Here is a 14,633-nt window from a genome sequence, read left to right on the forward strand (position 1 = left end):
AGGATCCGTTATTTCCGAGGAAGGGCTGGGGCCTCTAGATGCTCGGGCATGAAGCTCGACATCAACGGTGCCGTTCGCGAGATCGAGGCACCGCCGGACATGCCGTTGCTCTGGGTGCTGCGCGATCTGGCGGGCCTGACCGGCACGAAGTTCGGCTGTGGCATGGCGCAGTGTGGAGCCTGCACGGTGCACCTGGATGGGCACCCCGTGCGGGCGTGCGTGACGCCGGTTTCGGCGGTCGGCACGCGAAAAATCAGGACCATCGAGGGGTTATCGAGCGATGGTTTGCACCCGGTGCAACGCGCATGGGCGGAGGCGGATGTGGTCCAGTGCGGCTACTGCCAATCGGGCCAGATCATGACCGCGGTGGCGCTGCTGGAGAAGAAGCCCCAGCCGACGGACGCGGACATCGACGCGGCCATGTCGGGCAACGTCTGCCGCTGCGGAACTTACGTGCGCGTGCGCGAGGCCATCCACCTGGCCTCGCGCCTGAATAGAGGTGCGCGGTGAACGTCTCGCGGCGAGGTTTGCTGCAAGCCGCGGGTTCCGTCGCCGCGGGGCTCGTGATTCCCTTTTACGCGGCGCCCGCGCGGATTGCGCGCGCTGCGGCGGCTGCAGCGTCAGGGCCTCCGCCGGTGAACGCGTTCTTGCGCATCGGCACCGACGATACGGTGAGCATCGTGCTTTCGCACGTCGAGATGGGGCAAGGCATCTGGACCGGGATGTCCATGCTCGTCGCCGAGGAGCTCGATTGCGATTGGTCGAAGGTGCGCCCGGAGCATTCCGGGGTGGCGCCCGTGTACAACCACACGCGCTTCGGGATGCAGATCACCGGCGGCTCGTCGAGTACCAACAGCGAATTCGAGCGGTACCGCACCGTCGGCGCCACCGCGAAGGACATGCTCGTGCGCGCCGCCGCCGCGCGCTGGAAGGTTTCGCCGTCGAGCTGCACGGTGTCGAAGGGCGTCATCGCGCACGGCGCGAAGACGCTCACCTTCGGGCAGGTGGCCGAGGACGCGATGAAGCTGAAACCGCCCGCGTCGGTGAGGCTCAAGCCGCCCGAGGAGTGGAAGCTTCTCGGCACCGTGGTGAAGCGGCTCGATACGCCGGAAAAGATCACCGGGAAAGCCGTCTTTGGAATGGATATCTCCTTTCCCGGATTGCGCACCGCCGTGCTGGCCCGCCCGCCGGCGTTCGGCTCGAAGCTGGTGCACTACGATGCCGCGGCGGCATTGGCGATTCCCGGCGTGGAGAAAGTCGTGTCCACGACCCACGGCGTGGCTGTCGTGGCGAAGCATTTTTGGGCGGCCAAGCTGGGGCGCGATGCCTTGTCGCTCACGTGGAGCAAGCCGGAAGGAGGAGGCGTCACCGATGCGACCTTGCTCGCCGACTTCGCCGCCCGAGCGCGAAAGCCGGGCGCCGTTGCGCTCGACACGGGAAAGGTGGAAGCGGCCATGGGCGCGGCGGCCACGCGCTACGACGTGCAGTACGATGTGCCGTACCTCGCCCACGCTCCGATGGAGCCGCTCAATTGCACCGTCAAAATCGAGGGCAATCGATGCGACGTCTGGTCGGGTACCCAAAGCCTGACGCTCGATCGCATGAGCGTGGCCCGCGCTCTGGGCATTCCGCCGGAGAACGTCGAGCTTCACGTGCCGTTCCTGGGCGGTGCATTCGGGCGGCGCGGAGTGCAAACGTCGGACTTCGTCACCGAGGCGGCCCTCGTGGCCAAGGCGGCGGGTGTGCCGGTCAAAGTCGTTTGGACGCGCGAGGACGATATCCGCGGAGGCTATTACCGGTCGGCATTTTTGCACCGCGTGCAGGTGGGCGTCGACAAGAGTGGCATGCCCGTGGCGTGGGACCACGTCGTGGTGGGCCAATCGATCCTGAGCCAAACGCCGATGTTCGAGAAGCTGGTGAAGAACGGCGTCGACGACTCGTCGGTCGAAGGGGTTCACGATTCGCCGTACCTCGAAATGGTGCCGGCCAAACGCGTGTCGTTGCACTCGCCCAAAACGGCGGTGCCCGTGTCCTGGCTGCGTGCCGTCGGACATACGCACACCGCGTTCGCGATGGAGAGCATGCTGGACGAGTTGGCGCATGCGGCGGGAAAGGATCCTCTGGCCTATCGTCTCGCGCTGCTCGAGAAGAGACCGCGGCACGCCGCGGCGCTGAAGCTGGCCGCGGAGAAGGGCGGCTGGGGAAAGCCACTGCCCGCGGGGCGTGCGCACGGGCTTGCCGTGCACGAGGCGTTCGGCAGCATCACGGCCCAATTGGCGGAGGTCTCCGTCGAGCGGGGGAAAATTCGCGTGCACCGCGTGACGTGCGCGGTGGATTGCGGGACCGCGGTCAATCCGCTCGCGCTCGAGGCGCAGATTCAGGGAGCCATCGCGTATGCGCTCACCTCGACGCTTTACGGCAAGCTGACCTTGATCGACGGTCAGGTCCAGGAGAGCAATTTCCACGACTACAAGCCGCTTCGCATGTTCGAGATGCCCGTCGTGGCGGTGCACGTCATTTCGAGCGGCGCACCGATGGGCGGCATCGGCGAACCGGCATGTGCCCCCGTCGCACCGGCGGTGGCCAATGCGGTCTTCGCGTTGACCAAACAGCGGCTGCGCACGCTGCCGCTTCGCCTCGCCTAAGGGAACGACATGATGAAGCGACTTTTTCTCGTGGTGGCCGGCTTGGCGCTCGCTGCGTGCGGCAACGGTTCGAGCCGCGCACCCGCGTCCGGTGGAGAACGCGACACGGGACTCGTGGCCTTCGAGACGGTGCGCTCGGTGCTGCAGCATCCGCGCTGCCAGAATTGTCACCCTGCGGGCGATGCGCCATTGCAAGGCGACGATAGCCATGTGCACCTGCAGAACGTGCAGCGCGGACCGGAGGGACGCGGTGTGGTCGGCGCGGAATGCACGACGTGCCACGGGCCGGCGAATCCGCCGAGCGCGTACGGCGCACACATTCCGCCGGGCAATGTGAAGGGCTGGCACATGCCATCGCCCGACATGAAGCTGGTGTTCGTGGGGGTGCCACCGCGCGCGTTGTGCGAGCAGATCAAGGATCCGGCGCGCAACGGCGGCAAGGACATGGCGGCATTGCGCACGCACCTGGACGATCCGCTGGTGGTGTGGGGCTGGGAGCCCGGCTTCGGCCGCGCGCCCGTTCCCGTGCCGCGCGAGCAATTTCTCAGCGCGTGGGAAACGTGGGCACGCGCTGGAGCACCCTGCCCGAGCGACGGTTAGCCGCCATGCGGGAGACCTATGCCATCGTGGCGGCGGCCGCGCGATTGCGCGAACGCCGCATTCCGTACCTCGTCGCGACCGTGGTGAGCGTACAGGGATCGTCGTACCGGCGACCCGGTGCGCGGTTGCTGATCACGGAAGAAGGACGCGTCGCCGGCAACGTCAGCGGCGGGTGCCTGGAGCGCGATTTGATCCGCACCGGATTTTGGCGCACGCGCTCGGGGCCCGTGGTGATTCGTTACGACTCCACCGACTCCGAGGGAACGCAGGCGGCGCTGGGGTGCGGCGGCATCGTCGAGATCTTGCTCGAAGCCTGGAACGGAGAGGACGACAGCGATCCGCTGGGGCTCGCCGCGGAGGCCGTCGCATCGGGTCGGCGCGCGCTCGTGGCCACCGTGTTTCGCAGCACCGATCCCAACGTGCCCGTGGGCGCCCGTTGGCCGTTGGCGCCCGCGGAAATCGTTCCGGAACACGCGGCATCGCGCGAGATGCATACCGCGGACGGCACCGTCGAGGTGCTGGTGGAGCCCATCGTACCGCCACCGCGGCTCTTCCTGCTCGGCTCGGGGTTCGACGCGGAGCCGGTGGCTGCCGCGGCACGGCAGCTCGGGTGGGGCATCACGGTGTGGGATCCATCGCCGTCGTTCACGAGCCGGGCGCGTTTCGATGACGTCGAGACGGACTTGGAAAAACTGCGCACCCGCATCGATGCGAGCGATCGCGCCCTGGTCGTCATCATGGGCCATCACGTGGAGAACGACCGCGCGGCATTGCGCATGGCTCTCGCTTCGCGTGCAGAATACATTGGCATTTTGGGGCCGCGGCATCGCTCCGAGAAGCTCGGGCCGCTCGAGGACCCGCGCATTCACGCGCCCGTGGGGCTCGATCTCGGCGCGGAGACGCCGGAGGAGATCGCGCTGGCCATTGCCGCGGAGATGCTGGCGAGCCTTCGGCGGCGGAATGCAGGATCGCTCGGGTCAGGTTTTGCGATTACCGGCCCGACGGCGCTACCTCCTCGGCCGGATACCCTACGGTGTGCTGAGCCCAGTCATTCCACTGGTCGAAGGCCTTCATCTGCTCCACCAATTTGGTTTGGACGAGGAGCTTTTCGACCTCGGCGCGATTCTGTTGCTTTGGCAACTTGTCGTTCGTATTGGCGAGCCACCAGATAATCGTGGCGGCGAGCGCGGCGTTGCGCTTGGCTTCCTTCGCGTTCACCCGCTCGACGACGTCGGATTGCGCGTGGTAATCGGGCAGATAGGGCGCAGGATCCTGCATCGCCACGAGGTTGGGCACGCCGCTGAGCAGGAACGCCCAATTGTCGGTCCCGTCGAGCGCGTCGGCGGGGTGCGCGTCGGCGGCGATCTCCGGGAAGATCGACAGCGCTTTGGTCACCGGAGCGCGCAGCTCCTCCCGCCCATTCAGGAAAAAGCCCGTCGTGTGGCCCGAGCCGATATCGAAGACGAGAGCGGCAGTGTGGTTCGGCATCTCGGTCCGGTGGCGTTCGACGTAGCCCGTCGAGCCCCTCATGCCTTGCTCTTCGCCCATGAACAGCGCGAATCGGACGGTGCGCCGGGGTTTGAGCCCGAGCTGATGGAAGGCGCGCGCGACGTCGAGCACCAGGGCGGAGTTGATGCCATTGTCCTCGGCGCCGGTGCCGAGCCCCCAACTATCGAGGTGCGCGCCGAGCAGCACGACTTCGTCGGGTTTCTCCGAACCGCGGATTTCCCCGATCACATTTTGCGATTCGTAGCTCGGGCCGACGCGGTTGATCACTTTGACGCGCAATCGAACGCGCGCACGGCTCGCCAGCCGTCCGAGCCGCTCCGCGTGCTCGCGCGCAATCATGACCGACGTCAGCGCGAGGGGCGTGCGGCCGATGCTCAACGGGTGCTCGTACAGAAGACCGCGCGGTCGCGTCGACTGAAGGACCAGGCCAGCGACGCGAGCCTTGGTGGCCTCGGCGACGATCCCGGGCGAGCGCATGTATTCGGCGAAGAGCGCTTCGAAGGTCTTCGTCTCGTCCGAGTGAATCAGCACGAACGCGCCCTTCGCGCTCGCGCCGAGCTTCGCGAAATCCTCCGCGGTCCCGTGCCCGCCGTCCAGCAGCGGGGCCTCCACCGCCGCCGGCATCGACGCCGTCCCCGGCGAGGCGACGGTCGGAATCGCGAACGACTCGGGCGCCGTCGCCGTGGCCTCCGCCCGATCGGGCAACCAGAGGTACGGCATGCGGAAGCTCTCCGTGCGCACCTCGTCGACACCGATGCTGCGAAACTTTTCGGCTGCCCATTTTACCGCGCGCGCGGCCGCCGGGCTTCCCGTGACACGCCCGCCGATGCCGTCGCATAGCTCGCTCAGATCCGCCATCATCGGCGTCTCTCTCTCGAAATGCCGCTTCAAGACGACACGGGGATCGTTCTCGTCGACGGGGGGAGCCGCGGGCTTCGCGTCCGCTTTGACGCTGGCCGCCAAGCTCTCGGTGGGCGCCGTCTTCGGCGGCGTGGTGGATGCGCAGGCGGCGAGCGCCAGGATGGAGATGATGGCAAGGGTTCGCATGAGACCTTCCGACGAGGGTTGAACGGACGCGCGCTCGGAGACGAAGCCCGACGCCGAATCCAGCCGTAGGATCTTCTGCACGCGACGATAGTTGTAGTGAATCTTCACTCGAAGAACACCGATCGCGTTGCTCGAATCGTCTCGAAATGCGCGTCGTCGCGCTCGGGCTCGCTGGAGGGTGTCCCCGACTCGTCGATAGAGCGTCTCGTTCTCGACCATGCTCGCCACGCTGCGGCGACTAGGTGTCGTCGCTTCCGTTCTCTTCGTCCAAGCGCTCGGCCAGGATCGGTGCGAGCCCCTCCGAGAGTAAGGCGCGCGGGGCGGGAGAGCCATCGACCGGCAACAGTGTTCGCGATTTGACCCACCACTGTCCGGCCCTCTTCACCAGGTGCCAGCGATTCACGACCACGCGATGAATGCGATAGCCCCGAGATGCTCCGTGATTGGGCAATGTTCGCAATTCCCCTTGGTCGTCCAGCTGGAGGATCTGAAGATAGGAGGTGACGAAAGCCTCTTCGGCGCGCAAATCGATCAGCGGTAGACCCGTAAAGTGGGCGAGGCCGCCGCGAATGGCCTCTTCATGCTCCGGTTTGAGCGTGAACGACGCAATCGCGTCCACGCCGCGGGCCCCCTCCAGCGAGGGCCCGCGATCGAAGACACCGTCCTCGGTGTAGACTGCACGCGTGTAATCGGCATATGCAGTATCGGCGCTCGGCGGGTGAGATGCGATGAGCGTGTAAATGGCCAGGCGGTCCTCGATTTCCGCAATACGCGCTTCGAGGTCGTGTTCGATGAATTTCATGATTGCTTTCTTTCTGTGGCTGGCCGGGAGCGTCACGACGAGAAGAAGAAACCGCCAGGATGCCATCGATTCAACGAATCATCATTGATTCTCGTCACGCTCAACCGGGCAAAGCCGCCGTATGCGGACGGACCTTCTTGAAGGTCAGCCAAAGCGCCGACACCAAGAAGTAGAAGGCGCCGAAGGCCGCGTAGGGTGCGATGGCCACAATCGAAGGCGGCGTTGCTGCTGCCGCCATCTTGAAGAACGACGCCCCCGCGAGGGCGGATTGGGCGCCGCTCAGAACCATGGGCCACTGCGCGCCGGCCGACTTCCGGCGGCGGATGCCCGTCGCCAGTTGGAACAGGCCTGAGAGGATCGCCCAGCCTCCGAACACGGTGATGACGGCGTTCATGCTGACGCCGAGCGCCACAGCGACGCAGATGGCGGTGATGACGCTGATCACGAGATTGAGCGTCTGACTAACGTTGGCCCTCAGTCCTCCAGATTTGTGAGCGTCGAGGAAATTGGCAATGGCATCCCAGGCCGGATAGGCCACGAGGAGAATGGCCGAAAGCGTCGGTACGTTCTTTCCGATTGCCAGAGCCGTAGCGATCCAGCCGATCGAAACAGCGGCGCGGATGAAATAGTACGTTTTGAGCCAAGGGCTCGAAGAGGAAGTGGAATCTCGGCGGACAGGAGCATTTTTCATCGCGTTCTCCGGGTAATTGCGCGCAGCGGTCAAGCGAGGTCGATCGAGACCGCGATGTTTCCGTTCGTGGCTTTCGAATAGGGGGAAGCAGCATGCGCTGCGTTGACCAGGGCGCGCGCGGTCTCCAGGTCGATGCCTGGCAACGTCACACGAAGCCGCGCTTGGACGACGAATCCACCCGTTGCGGCACAGAGGTCGACCTCGGCGTCAATGGCGGCGTCCTCGGGGAGCGCGAGATCGCGCAACTTGGCAAAGTGTCCAAGGGCTCCCAGAAAGCAGGCCGACCAACCCGCCCCCAACAGCTGCCAGGGGTTCGTGCCGATGCCGGGTACTTCCGGCGGGGACAGTTGCAGCAGCAGGCGGCCATCGTCGCTGCGTACGTTGCCGTCGGAGCCCCCCGTCGTATGCGTGCGTGCGGTGTAGATGACCTTGTCGATGGTGTTCATTGGCTTGTCCTCTCGGTTCGAGGACCAAGCTGGCCGCCGGCACGGCTCGAGGCACGTTATGCCTCGTTAGACGCTATGAGACGCTGCGAGCGATCTATGTAAGCATTTGATTTCATTCACGAATATCGACCGTCGCGGAGCCGTTCGCCAAGGTCAGCGAGATGATCGGATTCCCGTGCGACGTTCGTCGATTCCCAAGCCACGCGGTGCGTCGCGTTCCGAATCGCGAGCGCGCGGACCAGCTCCGTCATGCGACGGTCGTCCTCGTAGCGGCGCTGCCGCGAGAGGAGCGATTCGCGCACGAGCCAGATGACCAGCGGATACAGGACGAAGTCGACCCCGCGTCCAATGCCCACGAGGTGCGCGAGGCGTCGTGCAATCTCGGGGAACACGATGAGGGTGCCCCCCAGGGCGAAGACGGCGATTTCGACGACGAGAAGCCGCTTATTCTTCCCGCGCGCGGTCGCATCGTGCACGAGCAACGCGGCGAGAAGGAGAAGCAACGCGATGGCGGCGGGCGTCATTTCGGCTTTCATCGGGCCTCCCTCTGGTCTCCAAAGAAGAATGCACGAACGAGATCGGCGAGGATGGCGAGTGCCCCCGTGGCGCGCTGGCCTTTGGCGAGCGACGCTTCCGTGTAACGAATCGAGACGGGCACCTCGACGACGGTGAGCTTCGGCGCGGTGCCCCGGCTCGACAGATGCCGCGCGACCCAATGCGTGATTTCCGTCGCGTGGGCCATGCGATTTTGCCGCAAGCGCATCTGCTCCATGGCGCGCCGGCTGAAACCTCGAAGGCCATTGTGCGCATCGGAGAGGCGAAGTCCGGTGGTCCATCGCTCGAATGCGCGCGCAAGATGGAGCAATAGGCGGCGCGAGGCTGGCGTGTTCGAGGCTCCGCCGAACCGGTCGCCCAAGGCGATATCGGCACCTTGAAAGATGGAGTCCGCGAGCGCGAGCACGTCCGCGGGGGCGTGCTGGCCGTCGGCATCCATGGTGACGAAGGCGTCGAACGACGGGTCGAGCGAAAGGGCGAGCCGGCGGGCCGTTTCCAACGCCGCCCCCTGCCCCAAGTTGAGCACGTGGCGTGCGAACACGAGGTGGACGTCGTGCAACGTTTTCGCTGCAAGCGCGAAGTCGACCGGGGTATCACTCGCATCATCGACCAAGATGACGGTAATGCTGACGGAAATGCCGCATGATTTGGAGACGCCCGCGAGTTCGGCCAGCGTGCGCGTGAGCCGTTCGCCTTCGTCGAATGCGGGCATCAAGATCGCCAATCGCTTCACGGCGGGGCGAAGATAGCACGCCATGGCACTGAAGATCGCACTCGCGGTGCTGGCCATCGCACTTGCCATCGGGCTCGGCTTGGGAGCGGCGCTCGATGTGTCGCAAGCATGGGACGTCTGGGCGTATCACCTGCCCTTCGCGGCACGAATCGTGGGGATCGCCGACCCGACCGCGTATACCTTCAGCGCGGAAAACGCGGCGCGCTTCGCGGGATTTCCGCTGGCGGCGGAGGCGCTTCAAGGGCTGTTTTGGCGGCTGACCGGCCGGCCCGAGTCGTCGAACTTCGTGGCGCTGTTTTCGTTGTTTGCACTGCTGACGTACCTGTTTCGCATGCACCGGGTGCCCCTGGCGGTGGCGCTTTTGGCTTTTTTGGGCATTCCACTCGTGCAGACGCACGCGACGGGGTGTTACATCGACCTGCCGTCCAATGTTTGTGCGACGCTGCTGTTGCTAACGGTGTATCGGGGCGTGGTCCGGCGGGAACGGGTCGCGCTGCAGGCGGTGGTGCTGGCAGCGTTGGCGGCGAATATGAAGTTTCAATTGCTGCCCATCGTGGTGGTGGCATTGGGGGTGTTGTTCGTATTTACGCCGAAACGATGGCTGATTGTGCTGGCCATCCCGGTGGTATTGGCAACGCCGGTCAAGAATTTGGCCATGCATGGCAATCCGGTTTGGCCGGTGGAGGTGCATGCGCTCGGGATCCATTTTCCATTTGCGGAAACGGCATATGCCTCGAGCCCGGTGTACTTGGAAAAGGCGTCGCGGCCGCGGCGGTTCGTGTGGTCGGTGTTCGAGGTGGGGCTCGCGCCGATTGCGAGCCAGCGACGATGGTCGGTGGATCAATACACGCCGCCCAGTGAACCGGGGTATCGCATGGGAGGCTTCTTTGGCGCGTACGTCGCGGTGAATGGGATCGCGTTGATCGCCTATGCGTGGTGGAGACGATCGCGTGAATCATGGATGGCGCTCGCCTTCGTCGCCGGCGCCACGGCGGTTACCTGCATGCTGCCGCAGTCGCACGAGCTTCGTTATTATCTCTATTGGATGCTGCTCCTCGTCAGCATGAACCTCGTGCTATGGGCGCCCGCATTTCCACGCGCCACGGGCCTGGTGGCCGCCGGCGCGTGCGCGGTCGTTCTCTGGGGCACGGCCGCGCGCTACGTGTATCCATCGGGCGATTCGTTCGCCAAGCTGGTGCACGACAAAGTGGACCGCGCCATTCTGGATCGCGCCGGCCCTGAGCAGCGCCTCTGCGTCGCCCGCGAACCGTGGACCTTTCTGTACGCGCCGATGTTCCACCCCGAGCACCCGGGCTACACCGTGCAAGAGGCTACGACCGAGTCGGACTGCACGCGCTGATCATGCGTGGGCGCCGCTACTCGGTTTTGTCGCCGAGGGATTCGAGCATGGTGCGGAGGGTGTCGGCGAGGGCGGTGCGCTGGGACTTGGTGAGGCCCACGAGCAGCCGATTTTCGGTTTCGATGTGGTGGGGCAAGGTTTCGTCGATGAGCGCGCGCCCCTTTTCGGTCAGGGTCACGTAGACGCCGCGGCCGTCGGATTCGTTGGGGGTGCGCTTCACCAAGCGGCGCTCCTCGAGACGATCGAGGCGCTGGGTGACGGCCCCCGAGGTCACCATCGAGGCACGCATCAACTCGGCCGGCGTGAGTCGAAAGGGCGCTCCGCTGCGGCGCAACGTCGCCAGCACGTCGAACGAGGAACGGTCGAGCCCGTGCGCCTCGAAGGTGCGGCGCAGCTCGGTATCGACCCGCAACGCCAACCGCGTGAGGCGGCCGATGATGGCCATGGGGGACGCGTCGAGGTCCGGGCGCTCCTTTTTCCACTGCTTCAGAATGAAATCGACATGGTCGGCCATGCACCACCCCTAGCAAATGTCTTAGCGGTGAGATAGATTACCTTAGTGCTAAGCAATCGCCTCGGAACGGTGCTGGTCACCGCCCTCGCCCCGATGATCTGGGGCACCACGTATTTCGTCACCACGCAGCTTCTGCCGCCGGGCCGGCCGCTCTTGGCCGGGGTCCTTCGCGCCCTTCCTGCCGGCATCCTTCTCGTCGCGCTCACGCGCCGCCTGCCCCAGGGATCGTGGTGGTGGCGCGCCTTCGTTCTCGGCGCGCTGAACATTGGCGTCTTCTTCGCCCTCCTCTTCGTCGCGGCGTATCGCCTGCCCGGCGGCGTCGCAGCCACACTGGGTTCGCTGCAGCCGCTCGTGGTCATGGGGCTTTCGGCCGCGTGGCTCGGTGAGCGCATGTCGCTGCGCAAAGTCGGGGCGGCCGCCGCGGGTGTGGTCGGCGTGGCGTTGCTCGTCCTTCGCGCGAATGCGCAGCTCGATGCCATCGGCATCGCGGCCGCCCTCGGAGGCACCATCGTCATGGGCACCGGCGTCGTCTTGAGCAAGCGATGGACCTCGCCGGCCCCGTTGCTCGCCACCACCGGCTGGCAACTCATCGCGGGCGGTCTGCTGCTGCTGCCCGTGGCGCTCCTCGTCGAAGGGCTTCCGTCGAAGGCGCTGACTGCCTCCAACGTCGCGGGCTACGCGTACCTTTCCACCGTGGGCGCGGCCCTTGCGTATGCCCTTTGGTTCCGCGGCATCCGCGCCCTCTCGCCCACGCAGGTCACCTTCCTCGGGTTGCTCAGCCCGACGGTCGCCACCGCCGTGGGCTGGCTGGCCCTCGGCCAAAGCCTCACGGCGGCGCAAGTGCTGGGCGCTGTGATCGTCCTCGCCTCCCTCGTGGTCGCGCAGTTACGGCAGCGCGAACGCGACGAGGTAGTCGCCCGGCGGACGGTCGAGGAAGATGCTTCCCCCCGCCGCGATGAGCACGAATTGCTTTCCGCTCGGTGAGCGGTACGTCATGGGCGTGGCCTGTCCGCCCGCGGGAAGCGGTGCGCGCCATAGCTCGCGCCCCGTGCTGCTGTCGAACGCGCGCACGGCATCGTCCGACGACGCGCCCACGAACACCAGTCCGCCGTCCGTCACGATGGGACCGCCCATGGTGCGCGAGCCCCATCGCTCCGATCCCGGAATGGACTCCAAACCGGGCATTCGCCCGAGGGGTGACTCCCAGCGGATCCCCCCCGTCTTCAAGTCCACCGCCACCAATTTGCCCCACGGCGGCTTGGTGCAGGGCAGCCCCATATCGGGCCCGGTGAGCAGCCGCCGGCCCATGCGGTAGGGCGTACCCGGTTGCTCGCCGATTTCCTCACCCGGGAACGGTGTGTACGGCTCGTCGTGCGGCAGCAGGCGAACGACCTGCGGGAAGCGATTGATGGCCGTGACCAAGACGCCGCGGTTCTCGTCGACGGCAACGCCGCCCCAGTTGGTGCCGCCGAAGGCGCTCGGGAAGTGAATCGACCCTCGCTTGCTCGGCGGCGTGAAAACGCCTTCGGAGCGCAGTCCGGCAATTGCCTTGACGCAAAAGGCATAATCGCGCGGCGTAAGCCCCCAGGCATCCGCCACCGTCACCTGGGTGTCGCCGACCAAATTCGGCGTCGCCACCGGGAACGGCTGCGTGGGCCACGCCTCCTCGCCGGGAATGTCGCTGGGCGGCACCGGCCGCTCCTCGACGGGGAAAATCGGTTTCCCCGTCTCGCGATCCAAAAAGAAGACGTGCGCCTGTTTCGTGGCCACGGCCACCGCGTCCACCGACCTACCGTGACGACGAATTGTGGTCAGTGCTGGGGGTGCGGCAATGTCGTAATCCCAAATATCGTGATGGCTCGTCTGAAATGCCCAGACGAACTTACCGGTCGAAGCTCGCAATGCGACCATCGAATTGGCGTGCGGATTCGCACCCTTGCGCAGGCCCCCGTAATAATCCGGTGCGGGGGCGCTGGTGGGCAAAAACACCAAATCGCGTTCGGCGTCGACGGCAATGACGCTCCATACGTTGGCCGCTTGGGTGCGCGCGGCATCTTCGGGGGACCATGCGTCATAACCCGGATCGGATGCATTTCGCGGAATGGGGTCCCATGCCCAGCGGCGCTCACCGGTGCGTACGTCGTAGGCGCGGACCATGCCGCTCGGCACGTCGACCCGAGAATCGTCGGCCACGAGCGAGCCCACCACGACGACCCCATTCACGATCGACGGAAGCGAGGTGACGCCGTAATGGCCGGGTGTAATGTTGGAAATCCCCTCGGCAAGGTTCACCGTGCCGCCTTGTCCGAAATCCGTACATAGTGTCCCGTTTTCCGCATCAATCGATAGGAGCCGCGCGTCGAGCGTGGCGAGGAAGATGCGCTTTTGGCAGGGGCTGCCCTCCACCGCCTCGGGATCCGCCCATGCGGCCACGCCGCGGGACGTCAGACCGATGAAATACTTCGTATCGAGGTTCAATTTCGGATCGAAGGTCCATCTGACCTCACCGTTCTCCGGATTCAACGCGAACACGCGATTGTATCCGGTGCTCACGTAAATCGTATTGAAGACGTAGAGAGGCGTGGATTGAAACGTACTTTTGCTCGGATGCTGCGAGCCATCCGACAAATCACCGGTTCGCAATGTCCACGCTTGCTTGAGTCGTGAAACATTGCGCCGCGTAATCTGCGTCAGCGGCGAATGACGCGCGCCACCGGGATCGCGCCCGTACGCGGGCCATTCTCCGTCGGCTGCGCTGTCTATTCTGCTTTCGGCGAAGTCGTGCTCGTCGTCGTCATCACGAGACGAGCTATCGCAGTTCCATCCGCCGACCGATAGCCAAACCAATGTAAGCGCGTATGCGGTATTTCGTCGAACGTTCACGACTTCCCCTTTGGATTAGGAGCAGCCCTGCCGAATCTGCCGAGCCAGTCAAACCTGTCACACTTGTCAAAGCTGGCAGGTAAGCGGTGGCACCTGTCGCGATAAGAACTACACCTTCCGTCGGTCCACGTGCAGGTGCTTCAACGCGTTTCCAAGCATAGCACCTTTTTTTGATATGCACTTCCGAAATGAAGCTGCTCGATGTGCAATGGCCACCTACGACCGACTTCACTCGCGCAGAGTGAGTTTCCACTCGGTCACTCGCGAGCTTATCGACTATCTTAAGCATGTACGATGCAGCCGAAGGACGAACCGCGGTCGAGCGGAGGGGGTGAACGCCGAATTCTGGTGGTGGACGACAACGTCGCGATTCACGATGTCTTTCGCACGTTGCTTTGCCCAAAACCGACCAATCCGGAGCTCGACGAGCTCGAGGCCACACTTTTCAAGCGGAGCGATGCGGCGCCGGTGTCCACTCCATCACCGCGGGCGCGCTTCCAGGTCGATGCGGTGTCCCAAGGCCGTGATGGCTACGAGGCGGTCGTCCGTGCGCGGCGTCTCGGTAAGCCCTACGCGCTCGCATTCATCGATATGAGGATGCCACCTGGCTGGGACGGCGTCGAGACGGCGGCCCACATGTGGAAGGAGGATCCCGATCTCGAGATCGTGATCTGCAGTGCCTACTCCGATTATTCATGGCACGACGCGATCCGACGCCTACGCCGCCCCGAGTTGCGCCTTCTGATGAAGCCCTTCGAGAGCAAGGACGTGCTCGACCTCGCCTGGACCCTCACCGGCAAATGGCTCCGCCGCCGCTCCATGACTCCATAGCCCCCCAGAAGATTGAA

General features: G+C 65.1%; 14 protein-coding genes and 1 pseudogene. 7 read left to right on the forward strand and 8 right to left on the reverse strand.

The genetic code is table 11. The features are described from left to right. Nucleotides 1–48: 48 nt before the first annotated feature. The 4 genes from LZC95_32755 to LZC95_32770 are packed head-to-tail and all read left to right on the forward strand — an operon-like array spanning nt 49 to nt 4,417. A complete protein-coding gene (locus LZC95_32755) occupies nt 49–510 on the forward strand; it encodes a (2Fe-2S)-binding protein (protein WXA91214.1) in 462 nt (153 codons plus the stop codon). Next, on the forward strand, nt 507–2,645 hold the full coding sequence (locus LZC95_32760; protein WXA91215.1) for a xanthine dehydrogenase family protein molybdopterin-binding subunit: 2,139 nt from the start codon (nt 507–509) through the stop codon (nt 2,643–2,645). The genes LZC95_32755 and LZC95_32760 overlap by 4 nt, the downstream gene beginning before the upstream one ends. Before the next feature lie 9 nt (nt 2,646–2,654). After that, nucleotides 2,655–3,245 carry a hypothetical protein gene (locus tag LZC95_32765; protein ID WXA91216.1) on the forward strand — a complete coding sequence of 197 codons (591 nt, stop codon included), beginning with the start codon at nt 2,655–2,657 and terminating at the stop codon, nt 3,243–3,245. A gap of 5 nt (nt 3,246–3,250) precedes the next feature. After that, on the forward strand, nt 3,251–4,417 hold the full coding sequence (locus LZC95_32770) for an XdhC family protein (GenBank protein ID WXA91217.1): 1,167 nt from the start codon (nt 3,251–3,253) through the stop codon (nt 4,415–4,417). 61 nt (nt 4,418–4,478) lie between these two features. On the opposite strand, the pseudogene LZC95_32775 reads toward LZC95_32770, so the two are convergent. The 6 genes and pseudogenes from LZC95_32775 to LZC95_32800 all read right to left on the reverse strand — a co-directional run bounded on the left by LZC95_32775 (nt 4,479) and on the right by LZC95_32800 (nt 9,028). Further along, nucleotides 4,479–5,093 (reverse strand): annotated as a pseudogene (locus LZC95_32775) (M20/M25/M40 family metallo-hydrolase). Between the two features lie 946 nt (nt 5,094–6,039). Further along, nucleotides 6,040–6,603 (reverse strand): nuclear transport factor 2 family protein, encoded by a 564-nt coding sequence (locus tag LZC95_32780; protein ID WXA91218.1) that lies wholly within the window; start codon nt 6,601–6,603, stop codon nt 6,040–6,042. Nucleotides 6,604–6,703: 100 nt separating this feature from the next. Continuing rightward, complete coding sequence (locus LZC95_32785; GenBank protein WXA91219.1) at nt 6,704–7,327, reverse strand: DUF308 domain-containing protein; 624 nt, start codon at nt 7,325–7,327, stop codon at nt 6,704–6,706. Next, a complete protein-coding gene (locus LZC95_32790; protein WXA91220.1) occupies nt 7,324–7,740 on the reverse strand; it encodes an Ohr family peroxiredoxin in 417 nt (138 codons plus the stop codon). Before LZC95_32790 ends, LZC95_32785 begins: the two co-directional genes overlap by 4 nt. A gap of 116 nt (nt 7,741–7,856) precedes the next feature. Next, nucleotides 7,857–8,276 carry a DUF2304 domain-containing protein gene (locus tag LZC95_32795; protein WXA91221.1) on the reverse strand — a complete coding sequence of 140 codons (420 nt, stop codon included), beginning with the start codon at nt 8,274–8,276 and terminating at the stop codon, nt 7,857–7,859. After that, on the reverse strand, nt 8,273–9,028 hold the full coding sequence (locus LZC95_32800) for a glycosyltransferase family 2 protein (GenBank protein ID WXA91222.1): 756 nt from the start codon (nt 9,026–9,028) through the stop codon (nt 8,273–8,275). The genes LZC95_32795 and LZC95_32800 overlap by 4 nt, the downstream gene beginning before the upstream one ends. Nucleotides 9,029–9,050: 22 nt before the next feature. Between LZC95_32800 and LZC95_32805 the strand changes: the two genes are divergently transcribed. Next, nucleotides 9,051–10,388, forward strand: a complete 1,338-nt coding sequence (locus tag LZC95_32805; protein ID WXA91223.1) for a hypothetical protein — start codon at nt 9,051–9,053, stop codon at nt 10,386–10,388. A 16-nt stretch (nt 10,389–10,404) separates the two neighbouring features. Here LZC95_32805 and LZC95_32810 read toward each other — a convergent pair whose 3' ends face one another. Beyond that, the gene (locus tag LZC95_32810; protein ID WXA91224.1) at nt 10,405–10,902 is read right to left on the reverse strand and encodes a MarR family transcriptional regulator; all 498 of its coding nucleotides are present in this window, start codon (nt 10,900–10,902) and stop codon (nt 10,405–10,407) included. A 45-nt stretch (nt 10,903–10,947) separates the two neighbouring features. On the opposite strand from LZC95_32810, the gene LZC95_32815 reads away from it, so the two are divergent. Further along, nucleotides 10,948–11,886 (forward strand): EamA family transporter, encoded by a 939-nt coding sequence (locus LZC95_32815; GenBank protein WXA91225.1) that lies wholly within the window; start codon nt 10,948–10,950, stop codon nt 11,884–11,886. Here LZC95_32815 and LZC95_32820 read toward each other — a convergent pair. Beyond that, nucleotides 11,788–13,785, reverse strand: coding sequence for a pyrroloquinoline quinone-dependent dehydrogenase (locus LZC95_32820; protein ID WXA91226.1), 1,998 nt, complete (start codon nt 13,783–13,785; stop codon nt 11,788–11,790). The two genes, LZC95_32815 and LZC95_32820, sit on opposite strands and share 99 nt — an antisense overlap. 294 nt (nt 13,786–14,079) lie before the next feature. Here LZC95_32820 and LZC95_32825 point away from each other — a divergent pair, with 294 nt between their 5' ends. Continuing rightward, nucleotides 14,080–14,616 (forward strand): hypothetical protein, encoded by a 537-nt coding sequence (locus LZC95_32825; GenBank protein ID WXA91227.1) that lies wholly within the window; start codon nt 14,080–14,082, stop codon nt 14,614–14,616. Nucleotides 14,617–14,633: the final 17 nt, after the last annotated feature.

Source organism: Sorangiineae bacterium MSr12523, from assembly GCA_037157775.1.
GTDB lineage: Bacteria > Myxococcota_A > Polyangia > Polyangiales > Polyangiaceae > Pendulispora > Pendulispora brunnea.

Excerpts from the sequence above, each read along its gene's own strand:
- LZC95_32790 (WXA91220.1), bottom strand. The coding sequence starts at position 7,740 with ATGAACACCATCGACAAGGTCATCTACACCGCACGCACGCATACGACG.
- LZC95_32780 (WXA91218.1), bottom strand. The coding sequence starts at position 6,603 with ATGAAATTCATCGAACACGACCTCGAAGCGCGTATTGCGGAAATCGAG.
- LZC95_32805 (WXA91223.1), top strand. The coding sequence starts at position 9,051 with ATGGCACTGAAGATCGCACTCGCGGTGCTGGCCATCGCACTTGCCATC.
- LZC95_32755 (WXA91214.1), top strand. The coding sequence starts at position 49 with ATGAAGCTCGACATCAACGGTGCCGTTCGCGAGATCGAGGCACCGCCG.
- LZC95_32795 (WXA91221.1), bottom strand. The coding sequence starts at position 8,276 with ATGAAAGCCGAAATGACGCCCGCCGCCATCGCGTTGCTTCTCCTTCTC.
- LZC95_32810 (WXA91224.1), bottom strand. The coding sequence starts at position 10,902 with ATGGCCGACCATGTCGATTTCATTCTGAAGCAGTGGAAAAAGGAGCGC.
- LZC95_32765 (WXA91216.1), top strand. The coding sequence starts at position 2,655 with ATGATGAAGCGACTTTTTCTCGTGGTGGCCGGCTTGGCGCTCGCTGCG.
- LZC95_32770 (WXA91217.1), top strand. The coding sequence starts at position 3,251 with ATGCGGGAGACCTATGCCATCGTGGCGGCGGCCGCGCGATTGCGCGAA.
- LZC95_32825 (WXA91227.1), top strand. The coding sequence starts at position 14,080 with ATGCAGCCGAAGGACGAACCGCGGTCGAGCGGAGGGGGTGAACGCCGA.